The organism is Flavobacterium pectinovorum (genome assembly GCF_006438875.1).
GTDB lineage: Bacteria > Bacteroidota > Bacteroidia > Flavobacteriales > Flavobacteriaceae > Flavobacterium > Flavobacterium pectinovorum_A.
This window is the reverse complement of the sequence record NZ_RCZH01000005.1, coordinates 194,738-211,251: the sequence shown is the minus strand read 5'-3', so window position 1 is coordinate 211,251 and position 16,514 is coordinate 194,738. Positions and strand designations below refer to the sequence as shown.

Here is a 16,514-nt window from a genome sequence, read left to right as displayed (position 1 = left end):
AATTCGTGAATTCGTGGCTTAAAACTTTATAAAAAAAACTTCGTGTCTTAGCGCCTTCGTGGCAAATATTTAAAAATCAAATTTATAATTTCCACCCACTAACACCTGAAATCCTTGTACCGGATAATTTAGCCATTTTTCATAAGCCTGATTTCCTATATTATTAAGTTTCAGGAAAAACGTCAAACGTTCGTTGTATTTATATCCTACATGTGCATTGGCATCAAAATAGCTTTTTAGAGTCGTAATAACCGGATCAACTCCTAAATTCAAATTAGATTGCATATCCTTACGTTCTCCCACAAAGAAAACATTTAATCCAGCGTACCATTGTTTCGTAATATTTACATCCAGATTTGAGCTTATTTTCATCGATGGTAAATTCCATGCTTCTAATCCATCAAATTTGTAGCTATTAAAAGTTCCATTGATTCCAAAAGAAACATTCTCTGAAAAATCAGCTTTTAATTCTCCATAAAAACGAAACGTTCTCACGTCATCATAAACAACTCCAAAAGAGTTTCCGTAAGCATAATTTTGATTAGCAAAATCTTCTGTATAATCATTGCTTTTAAACAACGCCTTATCTTTTTCGTTAAGATAAAAACCCGTTAAATTATAACTGATATTATTCGCTAATTTTCCTTTTAAACCAGCAAAAACAGTATATTGATTACTGGTTGGTCTCATGTTTAAAGTTGGCGACAAAAACGGATTCTCAGTTACAAAATCAGCATAAGAGTTTTGGTTTAAAGCACCATATACACCTGTATAGAAAATCATCAAATCACCCACTAATTTATAAGAAGCATTTACTTTTGGATAAATATAAAATTTGTTTCCGCTGTTTTCAGAATCTAAACCATAAAATAATCCAGCTCCTAATTCTAATGTCCAGTCGTTTTCATGAATGACAAAACTAGGCTCAATGCCAAAATTCGTTAAACTGTATTTTAACGGTTCTGTATTATTACGGGCATAATTATTTTCAAAAGATCCGCTTACGTGATCTATTATTACATTCGTATTAATCGATTGATCCATCACATCCACTTTGAAAGTCGGTTTTACATAAAAACGATTTTCTGAAGAGGAGAAACTATCTGAAAAATGCGTAAATTTTGTTGCTACTTTGCTAAAAATCCCTTCATTAAACTCAATATTTCCGCCTAAAGCAATTGTATTATAAGAATGATTCGGATTAATTCCTCTTATCAAATCTTCTTGTTGTCCAACTGGCAAAGTCATACCAAAATCAGCCGGCAAACCGTACCAATTATACAATTGATTTTGATATCCTAAATCCACATTCCACGACATATCGCGATTGTTTACACCATAACCAACATTTAAGGCAGTATCATAAAATTCATCATTTAAATCTACACCGCTAATTCCGCCCTGAGAAGAATGATGACGGAACATTCCTGCCACATAATCGTTATTTCCTAAATCCTGATTTACGAATAATTCAGCATTTAGAGTGCCATAATTTCCAACTCCTAAAGTGGCATAATTATTAAACAATTTTTCTTTTTTAGCTTTTTCAACACCTTCCGCTTTTCCTTTTGATGGCGTAAATGTAGAGGCTACGGGAACAGACAAAATACTATATTTAATCGTTTCCTTAGGCTGATTTCCTGTATCGTCAAGCGAAGGAGTTTCTTTAACCTTAAAAGCATCCGAAATAGTTGGCGAATAGGGTTTTACCACATTTACAGTTTCAGTACCGATACTTTCATTTTTCTTTTGCGAAAACGAAAGCTGCACAGCAAACAATACTAGTATAATGAGGATTTTATTCTGGCAATTAATTTTCATATTTCTTCTTTTAAAGAGAAAAGATGAAAGAGTAAAGAAGAAAGACTTCTCTTCTGTTTCTGAATTTTCTCTATATTTTTTATTCTATTTTTTAAGATCTTTTCTCTATTTTCTTTGCTCTTTTTTCTATTATCTAAACCTAAACTTCCCAATCTCCTTTTGCAACAAATTGAGCTTTTCCACCTATTTTAATATCAAATTGATTATCGGTTAGTTTTCCGTTGAAATAAATCTGAGACGGGCGGTTGATATAATCTCCCTGATGATTAATCATTTCAAATTCAGGCTTATGATATTTTAATAAAAAAGCCTGTAAACAAGTACTTGCGCTTCCTGTCGCAGCATCTTCTACCAATTGATTGTGTTCAATACATAACATTCTGCTAAACAATTTCGAACCTTCTAAATAATAGAAATACAAAGCTCTATGATCTGTTTTGCAATTCTTTTTCAACCATTCATCTGTTTTATCCTTATCTAAAACCAAATTTTCCAAAGCTCTTTTACTACTTAATCCAACCATTACAAAGGCACTTCCGGTCGTTACTTCCTGAATAGGGAATTGATTTTCAAAATCATGATTTTTCAGATTGCTGAATACTGTAAAATCTTCTTTCGCAAAAATGTCCCAAAATTTTGGCTGTGCCGCTTTTAACCAAATCAAATCTTCCGTTTTATGAATCGCGATTGGCCCAATTGGAACATTCAAAGTGATCTGTTTTGGTTCGTTTTTAAAAATCTTATTCATCAAAACCCACGAAGTTCCAATGATCGGATGACCTGCAAATTGCATTTCATGCGCCGGAGTAAAAATTTTAATCTCAGCTTTATTATTTTCTAAATCAAGTTTGGTAACAAATGTGCTTTCTGCAAAATTAATTTCGCGTGCCATTTGCTGCATTTCTTCAGAACTTAAATTTTCAGCATCTAAAAAAACCGCCAATTGATTACCGGCATATCTTTTATCTGCAAAAACATCAACTATATAAAAAGGTAAACTCATTTTTTTCTTTATTTTATTTTTTGAAAGAGGCAAGAAGAAAGAGAAAAGATTTTTCTTGTTTCTTGCATCTTTAATCTTGCATTTTATTTCGTAATCGACGAATTCGTTTTAGATTCTTCTACTTTTATCGCACTTAATTCTTTTTTAGCTTCTTCGACAACATCCGGATAATCGGTGAAATTGTTAATTACGTTATCCAAAATATAAGTCGCCTGATAACTGTCTTTTAATCCGTAGAAGTTTTTCGCCATTAAAACCAAACTCTTCGCACCATAATATTTATAAGCCGAATAGTTTTTAGCCAGCTTTTGAACCGAAACATTCGATGCATCAAATTTGCCTTCTTTAGTTTTAAAGTAAGCATCATAATACAACGCTTCAGCTGCTAATTCTCCTTTTGATGTTGCCGATAATTTTGCATAAGCCGTTTTAGCTTTATCTTCATCTCCGGTTTGCATGGCGGAACGCGCTACTATAATCTGCGCATCCGATTTTACATTTGCATCTGCTTTTGCGTTTTGCAATACTTTGTCTGCGTATACAACTGAATTATCGTAATCTTTTTTGTCGTAATAACATTTCATCAAATTAGCTTGTGCAAAGCTTTTATTCTGAGGGAAATCAGCTTCGTTTTCTAAACGTACCAGAACCGGAATCGATTTATCACAATCTTTGGCTTTCAAGTAAATTTGAGATAATCTGGTTAGTGCTTGTTCTGTAAATTCGTTTCTTGGCTGATCAATTACATATTGATAATTTGTAACCGACTTCGTTTCTGAACCTTCAGCAAAGTACAATTGTGCCAGATAAAAATTAGCTTCAAGCGCATGAATTCCTGACGGAAACTTAGTCACATAACCTGCAAAACCAGTGATCGCCTGTTTACTGTTGTTTTGACTGTATTGTTTGAAAGCTGCGTCGTAAGTATCATTGTCCAATTCAGCATCTGTGACAGAAACAAAATCCAAAGTACGAACCCAAGTCGCATATTCATCGACTTTTCCTGAATCAACGTAAATCAATCTCGCAGTAGAAACCGCCTCTAAAGCTTCGGGAGTTTTTGGGAATTCTGCCGCTACTTTTTTGAATTTAACCAAAGCCTGATCGTCACGATCTGAATTGTAATAAATCAAACCTTGTTTCAAAATAGATTTTGATGTAAATGAACCGTTTTTATATTCAGAAATTAACTGATCATAAGTTTTAAGCGCCTGATCGTTTTTCTTTTCTGCGACATATGTATTTCCTAATTCGAATAAAGCATCATCACGATATTCTGATTTTTTATACATCTGAAGGAAATTATTCAGCTCATCAATTTTCTTATCATTCTTAGACATAAAACCGTACGAAATTGCCTTTTGGAATTGCGCATAATCAGCATCAACACCTTTTGCTTCGATCGCTTTTGCGTAAGCTTCATTTGCGGCACTATATTTTGCAGTCACAAATCGGCAATCTCCTAAACGTAAGTATGAATCATTCAAACGAACTTTGTCTTCTTTCGAATTATCAATTTGCGCCTGAAAAGAATTTCCTGCCTGATCGTATTCTTTCAGCTTAAAATAAGCATATCCAATATTGTAATTGATGTTTTTATACTCATCAGTAGTTTTTGCCGCAGCCAAACCTACAAACTGTTTGTAGCTCAATAAAGCATTTTGAGAATCATCTGTCACATATTCCGTTTCTGCTTTCCAGAAAGTTGCACGAGCTGTAAACTCAGGTGTTTTTTGTTCGCTAATAGCACTTTTAAACATTTTTCCGGCTTCCTGATAATTTGATTCATTATACAATTCCAATCCTCTGTAAAAAAGCACTTTTTGATACGCCGCTTTATTCTCAGGTGATCTGTTTTTTTCCAGTAAAGTCAACGCTTCTTTGTAATTTTTAGTAGAAATATAAGAATCAACCAATAATTTTTCGACTTCAGATCGACTTGAATTATTTGGATATTTCTTAAGGAAATCAAGCAAAATTGCAGGAACAGTTTGATATGCATTTCCGATATCATAACTCACTTTAGCATAATTTAAAGCTGCATCTTCCTGAATTTGAGCATTAAAATCCATTTCAGAAGCATTCTTAAAAGCATTCAAAGCTTCTTGTTTTTTTCCTGTATTTAAATAAGCCAAACCTAAATGGTAATACGCATTCTGAGCTACGAAATCCTTTCCTTCAATGATTTTATTGAATTGGGAAATCGCCTTTTCATAATCCTTTTTCTCATAATATGCATATCCCAATTGGTAGAAATCAGTATTGTTCCACTTTCCTTTTTTACCCGCATATTGCTCTAAAAACGGAATCGCTTTGTCATATTGTTTTAAGTTGAAATAACTTTCTCCAATAATTTTGTTCAATTCAGATTGTTCAATAGCATTTGATTTTCCCATTGCTTTTTGTCCCAAATCGATTGCTTTCTGAAAATTTCCTAACTTGAAATTCATATCAGCCTGATAATATGAAAGCTTTTCTTTGTACTTTTCTTCGCCCGAAACTTCATCAAAATATTTAGTTGCTTCTTTATAATCATCGCCTTCATAAGCCATAAATCCTAAATAATATTTGGCTTGAGAACCAAATACAGGCGAATTCACCACTTTATTAAAATACGTTGTAGCTTCTTTTTTCTTTTTGGCATTAAAATAACTATATCCCTTCTGAAAATTAAACTTATCCGAATCAGATTTACTCATATAACTTTCATCCACTTTATCAAACCATTGCAAAGCTTTTGGATAATTTCCCTGCTCGAAGAAAAACTGAGCCACTTCGACGTAAGCCTGATTTTGTTTGGTACTTGTTGGATAATCGTCTACGAATTTTTCCATCAAAGCATCGGCATTAGCTTTGTTGGTTCTAATGGCGCAATTGGCAATATAATAAGCACAATCTGACTGAATTTCTTCAGTAGTTGCATTGTTTTTTACATATTCGAAGATAAGTTGCGCCGAAGCATATTGTTTGTCATTGTATAAAGCCAGTGCTTTGTCAAAATCCTTTAAATCGTAAGTATATATAGCTGATTTTTGTGCCGAAACTATGGTCGAAATAAGGATTATAGGAAGTAAAAAGAACCGGGGAAGTTTACGCATTTTAATTATATTTAGTATTCAAATGTATCATTTTATACCGTCTATAACGAAACGTTTCAAGCATTTATTATGAACAAAAATTTTAACCATTGATATTTAACTGCTTCTAAAAAGATTAAATCTAATCCTATAAGTCACATAAGTAATTATAAGTTAGAAGCTTTAACCGCAATTTACTTAAATGAACTTATATCACTTATGTGGTTTAAAATTTCATTTAGAGTTTTTAATGTATTTTCTTCAGAAATGATTCAAATTTATTTTGAATCCAACCGTTATCTTATTACTTTTACCAATCAAATCAATTTATTATGTCACAAATCGTACTGTCTCTTAAAGAAGTCACTATATATCAGGAAGGAAGAAAAATTTTATCTCATATTAATTTAGATGTTCAGCATGGCGAATTTATCTATATAATTGGAAAAACAGGTTCCGGAAAAAGTAGCTTCATGAAAACATTGTACGGAGATTTGCCTTTATCTGAAGGTGAAGGTCATATCGTTGAATTTGATTTGGCAGCTTTAAAAGAAAATGAAATTCCGTATTTGAGACGTAAAATCGGAATCGTATTTCAGGATTTCAAATTACTTCCGGACCGTTCTGTAAAAGACAACATGCTTTTTGTTCTAAAAGCAACAGGCTGGACTGAAAAAGAAGCAATGGAACACAAAATCGATGAAGTTCTGGACAAAGTTGGAATGAAAGATTTTGTAAACAAAATGCCTCACCAACTTTCGGGAGGAGAACAACAACGTGTCGCAATTGCCAGAGCATTATTAAATGATCCTGAATTTATTCTTGCCGATGAACCAACCGGAAACCTTGATCCACAAACAAGTTCTGAAGTTCTTGAAGTGTTGAAAAAAATCAACGCAAATGGTAAAACTATTATCATGGCAACTCATGATTATGCTTTATTGATGAAGTTCCCGTCTAAAACATTAAAATGTGAAGACGAGAGAATTTTTGAAGTGGTGCAACGCAGCGTGTAATGCTTTCTATTTTAATTCCGGTTTATAATTATAATGTTTTACCTCTTGTAAATGAGTTAGTAAAACAGTGTAACTTTAATGGAATTGATTTTGAAATCCTATGTCAGGACGACGCTTCAAATTCTATTGAAAACCTCATAAACCAAGAAATTAATCTATTGCCAAATTGTTCGTTTTTTATAAACGAAACCAATCTGGGAAGAGGAAAAAACATTAATTCATTAAGTTCTAAATCAAAATACGATTATCTTTTGATTATGGAAGCGGATTCTTTTCCTGAAAGTGAATTTTATATTAAAAACTATATAAAAGCATTATCAATATCAAATGATGTGATTTTTGGTGGAGTTAAATATCGTAATATTACTCCTTCCAAAGAAAAAATATTGCGATGGAAATACGGAATAAGCAGAGAAATCAAGACTTTAGATCAAAGGCTTAAAGACAATTACGATTTTGTATTTACGTGGAATTTACTTCTAAAAAAAGTAATTCTTTCAAAATATCCTTTTCCGGAATTCATAAAAGAATATGGATATGAAGATTTTGTTTTTATAAAAAACTTACGCTTAAATTCTATTTCAATTACTCATAGTGAGAATCCACTAATTCATCATAATGATGAAGATAGTATCGACTTTGTAAAAAAAACTGAAACCGCAGTAAAAAATCTTTATCATTTAATTTCAACTCAAAAAATTGACTCTAAAGACATTAAACTCACTAAGCTTTATGTAACTTTAAAAAAACTTCATCTTATTGGAGTTGTAAAATCAATTTATAAAAAAAGTAAACAAAGAATAGTTACTAATTTAATTTCAGAAAACCCCAATCTATATTTGCTTGATTTTTACAAATTAGGATATTTCTGTAATTTAAAAAAATAAACTATTATGGCGTTTTTTTCTATTATTATTCCTCTCTACAATAAAGAAAATCATATTGAAAATACAATAAAAAGTGTTCTCAATCAAACTTTTACTGATTATGAAATTATTATAATTAATGATGGATCTACTGATAAAAGCGAAATTCTGGCACTTGGATTTAAGGACCATAGAATTCAAATTTACAATCAAAAAAACCAAGGCGTTTCTGTCGCAAGAAATCTTGGAATAGAGAAATCAAAAGGAAAACTTATTGCTTTTTTAGATGCCGATGATTATTGGTTTCAAAATCATTTAGAGGAACTATCCAATTTATATCATAATTTTCCCAATTGTGGAATATACTGTTCCCGCTATAAAATTAGAATTTCTAAAAATCACTTTCAAATTCCTAATTTCAATGGAATAAATGAATCCTTTAGAGGAATTATAGCGGATTATTTTTTTTCAAACAGCCCTTATAGAATTACATGGACTTCTTCTTTAGCTATTCCAAAAGAAATAGTAGAACAAAACCGAGGATTTACGCCAAACGTTACAAATGGTCAGGATTTAGAACTCTGGACAAAAATTGGTATAAAACATCCAGTCGCTATAACAAATACTGTAACTGCTATTTATAACTTTAATGTTCCTGAAAGTCTGACAAAGAACAATATAAATGCAATGAATTTAATGGATTTTGAGCAATTTAAACTTTCAGAAAAAGAAAATCCATCGCTTAAAAATTTTCTCGACTTATACAGAATCGAATATGGTTTGCGCTATTATGTCTTTGGAAATAAGGATAAAATGAATTTTTATCTAAAAGATGTAGACAAACAAAATAGTACCCCAAAAATTCGGTTTCTATTGAATATGCCTTCTTTTTGTTTACGCTTCTTTTTAAAATTAAAGAACACTTTAAAAAAAAATGGATTTGATTTTTCTATTTACGATTAGAATAATTAATAAATTCATCAAAATCTCTAATATAATCGTCTTCAATATAAACTTCTGAAGCAACAACTAAACAAATCGAACCCGAAGAAAAATTTTGCAGCTCTCTCCAAATACCCGGATTAATCAACAAACCTTCATATGGCTTATTTAAGGTAATAATCTGTTCTTCTTTTCCATCATTTAAAACAACATCAAAACTACCGCTTAAAGCAACCAAAAACTGCTGAAGATTTTTATGTGCATGTCCGCCACGCTCCGATCCTGTTGGCACATCATATAAATAATAAATCCTTTTAAACGCAAAAGGGATTGTGTCATTTTCGATCACCGATAAATTTCCCCTTCTCTCCTCAATTTTTGGAATTGAAATAATTTGTATTCTATTATTTTCTATTGCCATACTGTATTATTTCAAATTTTTCATGTCCTTTTTTCGCACTTTCAAGAACGGTTTTAATATTGCTTAATTTTATTTTATTCTGTTTTAATTCAAAGAACAACTTAATTAACAACCAAAAAAAATATTTCTTTTTGAAAATTCTGGAAAACAATGCTCCCTGAATATAATATCTTTCGATTGTATTTTTTTTATCTGAGGAAGTTTGATTATTATGAATTACAATTGCCTGAGGTTCAAATACAAGCTGTTGTTTTTTTTCTTTCAAATCGAATAAAAAAATAGCTTCTTCTCCCATCTCAAAAAAACTTCCCAAACCAAAATTTTCATCAAATTGAATCTTCTTTACATCAAAAACTGACCTATTGATTGTCATTTCGATTGAACTTGTATTTAGAATATCAAAAATATTCAAATTACTCTTAGATCTTGAAGGATATTTTTTAATTAGATTTCCATCTGAATTTACCGCCGAAAAATTTATTGCTGCCGCTTCCGGAAATTTATGATAAGCATTAATTATTTTGGTTATAAATCCTTCGGGATAAACAATATCATCATCCGCAATAACAAGAATTTTTCCTGTTGCATTTTCAAAAGCCAAATTCCTGCTTTTGGACAAACCTTTCTCAAACGAGTTTATAACTCTTACATTAGAATAAGTAGAAGTTAAAATTTTATCTGTTTGAGTTTGATTAACAATTAAAATAGAAAAATTAGAAAAATGCGAATGGGGAAACATCAGAACTAAAAAATCCAGCGAATCCCGATTCATTGTAGAAATCAAAATTTCAACATCAGTTTCTATAAAAAAGCCATCCAATTTATCTTCCATAATTAAACAAATGTAAAAATAGTAAACAAGAAAGAATAGATATTTAAAACTTTGCTATTTAAATTTTTATTAATTCTTTATTTTTGGCTGTTTCAAAAGATATTTCTTTTCACTTTTTGATTATTATATGCAAAACTCACCTCTTGTTAGTATTATTTGTTTGTGTTACAATCATGAAAAGTTTGTAGTTGAAGCGTTAAATTCGGTAGTAAACCAAAGCTATCAAAATATTGAACTTATCATTGCCAATGATTGCAGCAGTGATGCTTCAAAAAAAGTAATTAAAAATTGGCTCGAAAATCACACTGAAATCCGATTTATTTCAAACAAAAGTAATTTAGGAAACACAAAAACATTTAATAAAGCATTACAATTTGCAAAAGGTGAATATGTAATTGATCTGGCTGCTGATGATATTTTATTGGGAGATTGTGTTGAAAAACAAGTAAATGCTTTCTTAAATCCCAAACAGAAAAACACGGCAATCGTTTATGGAAACGCAGAAATAATTTCTGAAGATAATCTACATCTTCGTTATTATTATAAAGTTGACAATGAAAAAAAAGCAGTAACAAAACCTGCATCCGGAGATATTTATTTAGCAATGTTAAATCAAAGCAGTATGATTTGTTCCGTTTCTTCAATGATCAAAAGAGACGTTTTAGAACAACTTTATGGTTATGACGAAAATCTTGCTTATGAAGATTTAGACCTTTGGATCAGAACCTCCAGAAACTATAATTTTGAATTTATTGATGCCGTTTTAGTTCAAAAAAGAGAACTTGCAAATTCATTAGGAAATCAGTTTTATAGAAAATTTAATTCCCAAACCAAAAAAATAAACTATTCCTCTTACCTTGTCATTAAAAAAGCAATTGCATTAAATAAAACCAAAAACGAAAATAAAGCGCTATTAAAAAGATTGCATTTTGAAATGGCTAAAGCTTACAAAACATTTGACATTTGGCTGTTTCTAAAATATATTCCGTTGGAAATTAAATTACGATTCTTTTAAAACAAGCATTTCAACATGAAATTACTTTCTTACCGAAATTTATTTTTTATAATACTCGCTTTTTATTGCTTGGTTTTAAGCCAATTTGGACTTGAAAATTGGGATACCGGTTATATCCCCAGTTTTTCCTGGAGAATCATTAATGGTCAGGATGTTTATCAGGATTTTATCTACAAAGGCCCTCCGGTAACGCTGTACTTTCATGCTTTTTTTATGAAAATACTTCCTCAGGAAGGTCAGTTTTTCTTTATCAGAGTTATTTCTTATTCGCTATTTTCCCTGCAAGTTTATTTTACAGTTTCAGGCTTTGATGCTATTTACAACTTAAAAAAAACAGGAATCGATAAGTGGGCTTTAATAATAATTTGTTTTATAGTATCAATTCATAATTTTGGTCCTTTTCCTTGGCCTACAACTGATGGTTTATTATTTGCCTCAGTTGCTTTTTGGTTAATGTCAAAAAACACAGGAAACACCTATTTAAGACTCTTTTTTATTGCATTTTTCTCTTTATTATCCGCACTTACAAAGCAATCTTTTTACTTAATTCCACTACTATTTATTGTTTGGGTTTTCATCAATTATAACTTAAAAAAAGCTGCATTTTTTGGGCTCTGTTTAGTTCTTTTATTTCTTATTTTTATTTACTGGATTACAAGTATAACTACTTTAGAAAATTTTCTGGAACAAATAACCAATCAAACCAAATTCTCTGACCTGATCCAAACTGGTTTTATTTATTATATCAAATGTTTTAGAAATAAATGGATATTAATAACTGTTTTAATATTCCCTTTAGTGAAAAATTTTATCTCGACAAGACAAGCAAAGCTTCCTGAAATTGGGTATTACTTAAAATGGCTAACATTTTCATTTTTTATCGCAAGCCTTTTGTTTCACTATTTTGATGATCAGCGATATGCGTCTGTAATATTTTTTAATTGCTGTATTATTGCTTTGTTGTACAATTATTTTGAAAAAAGAGAAACATTAATATTTTTTGCACCTATAATAGTTTCTCTGGTTATTGCATGGTCAACTTCTATAAGTCTTGGTTATCATTTTACGATTCTCTTTTCGACAGGAATGATTATGAGTTTTATCGTTTTATATTATAAAGATTTGAGGGAAATTTTAAATTCAAAATATTATTTTTTCGGGATTGCAATATCAGTTTGTTTGGTTTCTTTTACTTCTAACAGAAAACCTTACAGAGACAGTTCTATAACTCAATTGAAATATAGATTAGATTCGATTTCGCCCAAATTAAAATATATCAAAACAGATAAGGATACTTATGAGCATCATTTAGAATTAAAACAACTGATTCAAAAATATGGAACAAATTTTATTGTTGCGCCAAATACTCCAATGGCAAATTATATCTTTAATACACAAAGTAAATTACCCGCAGATTGGATTATATCTACCGAAGTATTAAACAAAGAAGATCAATTTATAAAGCTTGCATCGGATAAGAAAAATTATATTTTTGTAGAGCGGACTTATATTGATGGTGAAAATTTAATGGGCGAAGTATTTACGTACAGTAAGGTTACTCTTTTTATTGTTAATAATTTCAACCAAATTGATCAAACCAAACACTTTGTTATTTATAATTCATTAAAAAATAAATGAAAAACTATCTGAATCTAATTCGATTTGATCAATATTTAAAAAATTTATTTGTCTTTGCTCCTCTTTTTTTCGGAAGAGAGTTTCTATATTTTGACTTACTGCTTAAAGTTTTCCTTACTTTTTTATGCTTTTGTATCACTTCAAGCGGAATATATATTCTAAATGATTTATTTGACATCGAGGAAGATAAGGCTCATCCTGAAAAATCAAAAAGACCAATAGCATCTGGAAAAATCAAACCACAACTTGCTATTTATATAATGGTTTTGCTAATTATAGCGTCTTTATTATTTTCTTTCTTACTGTCAATACATTTGTTTTTTATAATTGCTTCTTATATTTTACTCAACTTTTTATATTCAAAATGGTTGAAACACATTGCTATTCTCGATATAAACATCATCGCACTTGGATTTGTATTAAGACTTTTGGCCGGAACTGCTGTTACAGAAATAATCCTCTCGATCTGGATTTTATTAATGACTTACCTTTTAGCCTTATTTTTAGGAATTGCAAAAAGACGAACTGATGTAGTTTTGGCGCAAGATGGCTTGAAAATCAGAAAAAACGTCGAAGGCTATAATCTTGTTTTTATCGATACTATTCTAGGGATTTTAAGCTCTATGATAATTGTTTGCTATATTTTTTACTGTATTTCTCCGGAAGTTCAGAAACATTATAATTCTCATTTATTATATGTATCTATAATTTTCGTTATAAATGGTATTTTTCGCTATTTAAAACTCGCATTAGTAGATCAATCCACCTACTCACCTACCAAAATTGTTCTAAAAGACAGATTCATACAAATAATGATTCTGTGCTGGATTCTATTAATGAGCTATCTATTGTACATTAAAAGATGAAAACAATAGTTTTTTTTGATTTTGACGGAATGCTTTATAAAAAAGACAGTCTACTTGAATTTACTAAATTCTCCCGCGGGAATATTTCTTTTTACACTGGTTTATTGCTGCTCTTACCTTATCTTATTGGATTAAAATTAAGAATATATCCCAATGAAAAAACGAAGATTAAATTCATTCGTCATTTTTTCAAAGATTATAAATATGATGATTTTAATACTTTATGCCGCAATTTTTCTCTAACAAAAATCGAACAAAATCTTGCTAAAGAAACGTACACAAAATTCTTAAATCATCTTGAAAACAATCATTTGGTTTATATAGTAACTGCATCTTTACCGGAATGGATCGAACCTTGGAGCAATCAATTTGGAGTATCTGTAATAGGGACAAAAATTGAAGTTCAAAACAACTTGTTAACTGGTAATTTTTCAACCAAAAATTGTTTCGGAATTGAAAAAGTAAGCAGAATAAAAGAGCTTATAAATCTTGATGAATTTGACGAAATTCACGTTTATGGCAACGGAAAAGGAGATATAGAAATGCTAACTATCTCTAAACGTTTTATTTAAAGAAGTGCCCAGTCCTTAACATGCACAACAATTCTCTGACTTTGTCTTACTCCGAACGGCTTATTAATACATCTCTAAAATAAAACAACAGAACAATCAAATAGAGGAAATTATCTAAAGCTTGTGCAATTACTGCACCTTCTAATCCAAAAACATTAACAAAGTAGAGAGTTGAAAAATATAAAACTGCTAATGAAAACAACTCTGAAATTATAAAGGCTCTTGTAAGCTTTTTGGCAAAAAACTGATAGCCTAAAATTAGGGATGCAACTTTAAAAACATCACCTATTAACTGCCATAGAAAAAGAGAGGTAACAGGCAAAAATTCTTTGGTAAATAATAATTGAATAATAAAATAACGAGAAAAATAAATTATAACTAAACCGATACAAAAAACAGGCAAAATAGATTTATAAAACTGCCCAAATAATGCTTTTGTTTCTTTATTATCTTTTGCCTGCGAAAGTTTTGGCAAAAAATAAACAGTTAAAATTGTACTGATAAAAAGCATATAATAAGAAGAAATCCTGGACATTGTTTCCCAAAAACCAGCTTGATTTATACCTAATTCTTTAATAATATGGTTACGGATTGCCAGAAAAACAATTGGTCCTAAAACCGATGAAACCAGCGCCATTAAGGAATAAGGCAACAGGTTTTTAATAATTTTAAAATCATATAAATTAAACCTAATTGTCTGAAGAAACTTAATCTCTTTCTGTACAAAATAAAACGTTACAAAAAAGAGTAATGAAGGCGTAATTACAATCGCCAATAATGCTCCTAAAGTGTGAAACTTTAGAATCATTAAAATAGAAATCACAAGACCAATTAAATTCCCAATTATATTGACCCAAATAACTTTTCGGAATTTACATAATCCGTTTAAAACGGATAATAAAAAAACAGACACTGCGTACCAAGGTAAAGCCAATGATAAAACTTTGAATACTACCGAATAATCTGAATGATTTCCTAATGTTGCATTGCTCCAATAGGACGCAAAAAAGAATAAAACACCGCTTAAAACAATGACAATAAAAATTAAACTGATAAAAACGGTTGCAATTATCTTTTTTAATTCTTCTTCATTTTTTTGATTTTCGGCTATATATTTCACAACACCACTCTGAAAACCTAATGTTGAAATACTTTCTAAAGAAGTTAAAAAATTACGCAAATTTCCCACCAAAGCCATTCCACCGGGACCCACAAAAATGGCTAAAATTTTAGAGGTTATTATTCCAATCCCAATTTTTAGTCCAACACTAAAACTATTTAATGAAGTAATTTTAAACAAAGTAGAGTCGGTTATTTTTTTTAAAGAACTCAAACTAGTATTGATTTAAAATTTCAATAATAAAATCAACTTCAGTTTCTGTTAAAACCGGACTAATTGGTAAACTTAAAATTTCATTATGGATCTTTTCTGTAATCGGAAATGACAAATTATTCCAATCAGGAAATGCTTTTTGCTTGTGTGGCGGAATTGGATAATGAATAATGGTTTCTATATTTTTTTGAGTCAGATAATGTTGTAAATCATCCCTGTTTTCAGTTCTTATTACAAACAAATGGAAAACATGATTATTTGATAAATCCCAAAATGGTAATTTTATTTTATCATTTTTTATTTCTGATAAATAGCGTTTTGCAATTGATCTTCGCTTTTCATTATCGGCATCTAAATTGGGTAATTTCAAGTTCAAAAAACCTGCCTGCAGCTCGTCTAATCTAGAATTTATACCAACAAATTCGTTGTAATACTTTTTCTCCGAGCCATAGTTACGAAGCGAAAAAAGTACTTTTGCAAGTTCAGAATCATTTGTGGTAATTGCACCGCCGTCACCTAAACAACCCAGGTTTTTTCCCGGATAAAAACTGTAGGCTTGCGCTGATTGTTGATTGTTAATTATTAATTGTTGATTATTGATTGCTCCGTGAGATTGTGCACTATCTTCAACAACAATCAGATTATGTTGATTCGCAATTTCGTTTATCTTTTCCATTTCAGCCAATTGTCCGTAAAGATGAACAGCTAAAATTGCTTTTGTTTTTGGCGTTATTTTCTCCTGAATTAGATCCGGATTGATGTTATAGGTTTCCAACTTTGGCTCGACCAAAACCGGAACTAAATCTGCTTGCAAAATGGCAAGAATACTAGCAATATAAGTATTTGCCGGAACAATAACTTCGTCGCCTTTTTGGAGTTTTCCTAACTGAATATAACCTTTAAAAATCAAAACTAAGGCATCAAAACCATTCCCAACTCCTATGCAATATTTTGTGTGACAATATTCGGCGAAAGCCTTTTCAAAATTTTCAACTTCTTTCCCTAAAATATACCAGCCATTATCTAAAACCAATTTCAGTTTTTCCTGAAAAGCAGTTTCATAAGGTTGGTTTATTTTTTTTAGATCCAGAAATGGTATCATTGTTTTTTAT

Annotated in this window: 14 protein-coding genes; 7 read left to right on the top strand and 7 right to left on the bottom strand. The window is 30.5% G+C overall.

The window, feature by feature from the left end; genetic code table 11:
• Window positions 1–69: 69 nt before the first annotated feature.
• The 3 genes from EAH81_RS09130 to EAH81_RS09120 form a co-directional block, all read right to left on the bottom strand.
• Window positions 70–1,821, bottom strand: coding sequence for a TonB-dependent receptor (locus EAH81_RS09130; RefSeq protein ID WP_140506134.1), 1,752 nt, complete (start codon window positions 1,819–1,821; stop codon window positions 70–72).
• A 139-nt stretch (window positions 1,822–1,960) separates the two neighbouring features.
• Entirely contained in the window at window positions 1,961–2,824 is an 864-nt protein-coding gene (locus EAH81_RS09125; protein ID WP_140506132.1) for a PhzF family phenazine biosynthesis protein, read from the bottom strand.
• Window positions 2,825–2,907: 83 nt separating this feature from the next.
• Window positions 2,908–5,922 (bottom strand): tetratricopeptide repeat protein, encoded by a 3,015-nt coding sequence (locus EAH81_RS09120; RefSeq protein WP_140506130.1) that lies wholly within the window; start codon window positions 5,920–5,922, stop codon window positions 2,908–2,910.
• Window positions 5,923–6,233: 311 nt separating this feature from the next.
• Here EAH81_RS09120 and EAH81_RS09115 point away from each other — a divergent pair, with 311 nt between their 5' ends.
• From EAH81_RS09115 to EAH81_RS09105, 3 genes are read left to right on the top strand one after another with little or no spacing between them, the layout of a single operon-like run.
• Window positions 6,234–6,917: a cell division ATP-binding protein FtsE gene (locus EAH81_RS09115; protein WP_140506128.1), complete on the top strand. Its 684-nt coding sequence runs from the start codon at window positions 6,234–6,236 to the stop codon at window positions 6,915–6,917.
• Entirely contained in the window at window positions 6,917–7,804 is an 888-nt protein-coding gene (locus EAH81_RS09110; protein ID WP_140506126.1) for a glycosyltransferase family 2 protein, read from the top strand. Before EAH81_RS09115 ends, EAH81_RS09110 begins: the two co-directional genes overlap by 1 nt.
• A gap of 6 nt (window positions 7,805–7,810) precedes the next feature.
• Window positions 7,811–8,746: a glycosyltransferase family 2 protein gene (locus EAH81_RS09105; protein ID WP_140506125.1), complete on the top strand. Its 936-nt coding sequence runs from the start codon at window positions 7,811–7,813 to the stop codon at window positions 8,744–8,746.
• Here EAH81_RS09105 and EAH81_RS09100 read toward each other — a convergent pair.
• Together EAH81_RS09100 and EAH81_RS09095 are read right to left on the bottom strand one after the other, a co-directional pair.
• Window positions 8,733–9,146 (bottom strand): sugar 3,4-ketoisomerase, encoded by a 414-nt coding sequence (locus tag EAH81_RS09100; RefSeq protein WP_140506123.1) that lies wholly within the window; start codon window positions 9,144–9,146, stop codon window positions 8,733–8,735. The two genes, EAH81_RS09105 and EAH81_RS09100, sit on opposite strands and share 14 nt — an antisense overlap.
• Window positions 9,130–9,978, bottom strand: a complete 849-nt coding sequence (locus tag EAH81_RS09095) for a glycosyltransferase family 2 protein (RefSeq protein WP_140506121.1) — start codon at window positions 9,976–9,978, stop codon at window positions 9,130–9,132. Before EAH81_RS09095 ends, EAH81_RS09100 begins: the two co-directional genes overlap by 17 nt.
• A 127-nt stretch (window positions 9,979–10,105) precedes the next feature.
• On the opposite strand from EAH81_RS09095, the gene EAH81_RS09090 reads away from it, so the two are divergent.
• From EAH81_RS09090 to EAH81_RS09075, 4 genes are read left to right on the top strand one after another with little or no spacing between them, the layout of a single operon-like run.
• Window positions 10,106–10,993 carry a glycosyltransferase family 2 protein gene (locus tag EAH81_RS09090; protein ID WP_140506119.1) on the top strand — a complete coding sequence of 296 codons (888 nt, stop codon included), beginning with the start codon at window positions 10,106–10,108 and terminating at the stop codon, window positions 10,991–10,993.
• A gap of 15 nt (window positions 10,994–11,008) precedes the next feature.
• Window positions 11,009–12,631, top strand: coding sequence for a hypothetical protein (locus EAH81_RS09085; protein WP_140506117.1), 1,623 nt, complete (start codon window positions 11,009–11,011; stop codon window positions 12,629–12,631).
• The gene (locus EAH81_RS09080) at window positions 12,628–13,497 is read left to right on the top strand and encodes a decaprenyl-phosphate phosphoribosyltransferase (RefSeq protein ID WP_140506115.1); all 870 of its coding nucleotides are present in this window, start codon (window positions 12,628–12,630) and stop codon (window positions 13,495–13,497) included. Before EAH81_RS09085 ends, EAH81_RS09080 begins: the two co-directional genes overlap by 4 nt.
• Window positions 13,494–14,069 (top strand): HAD family hydrolase, encoded by a 576-nt coding sequence (locus EAH81_RS09075; protein WP_140506113.1) that lies wholly within the window; start codon window positions 13,494–13,496, stop codon window positions 14,067–14,069. Before EAH81_RS09080 ends, EAH81_RS09075 begins: the two co-directional genes overlap by 4 nt.
• Window positions 14,070–14,115: 46 nt before the next feature.
• On the opposite strand, the gene EAH81_RS09070 is transcribed toward EAH81_RS09075, so the two are convergent.
• Together EAH81_RS09070 and EAH81_RS09065 are read right to left on the bottom strand one after the other, a co-directional pair.
• Complete coding sequence (locus EAH81_RS09070; protein WP_241676543.1) at window positions 14,116–15,402, bottom strand: O-antigen translocase; 1,287 nt, start codon at window positions 15,400–15,402, stop codon at window positions 14,116–14,118.
• Between the two features lies 1 nt (window position 15,403).
• Entirely contained in the window at window positions 15,404–16,504 is a 1,101-nt protein-coding gene (locus tag EAH81_RS09065) for a DegT/DnrJ/EryC1/StrS family aminotransferase (RefSeq protein WP_140506111.1), read from the bottom strand.
• Between the last annotated feature and the right edge of the window lie 10 nt (window positions 16,505–16,514).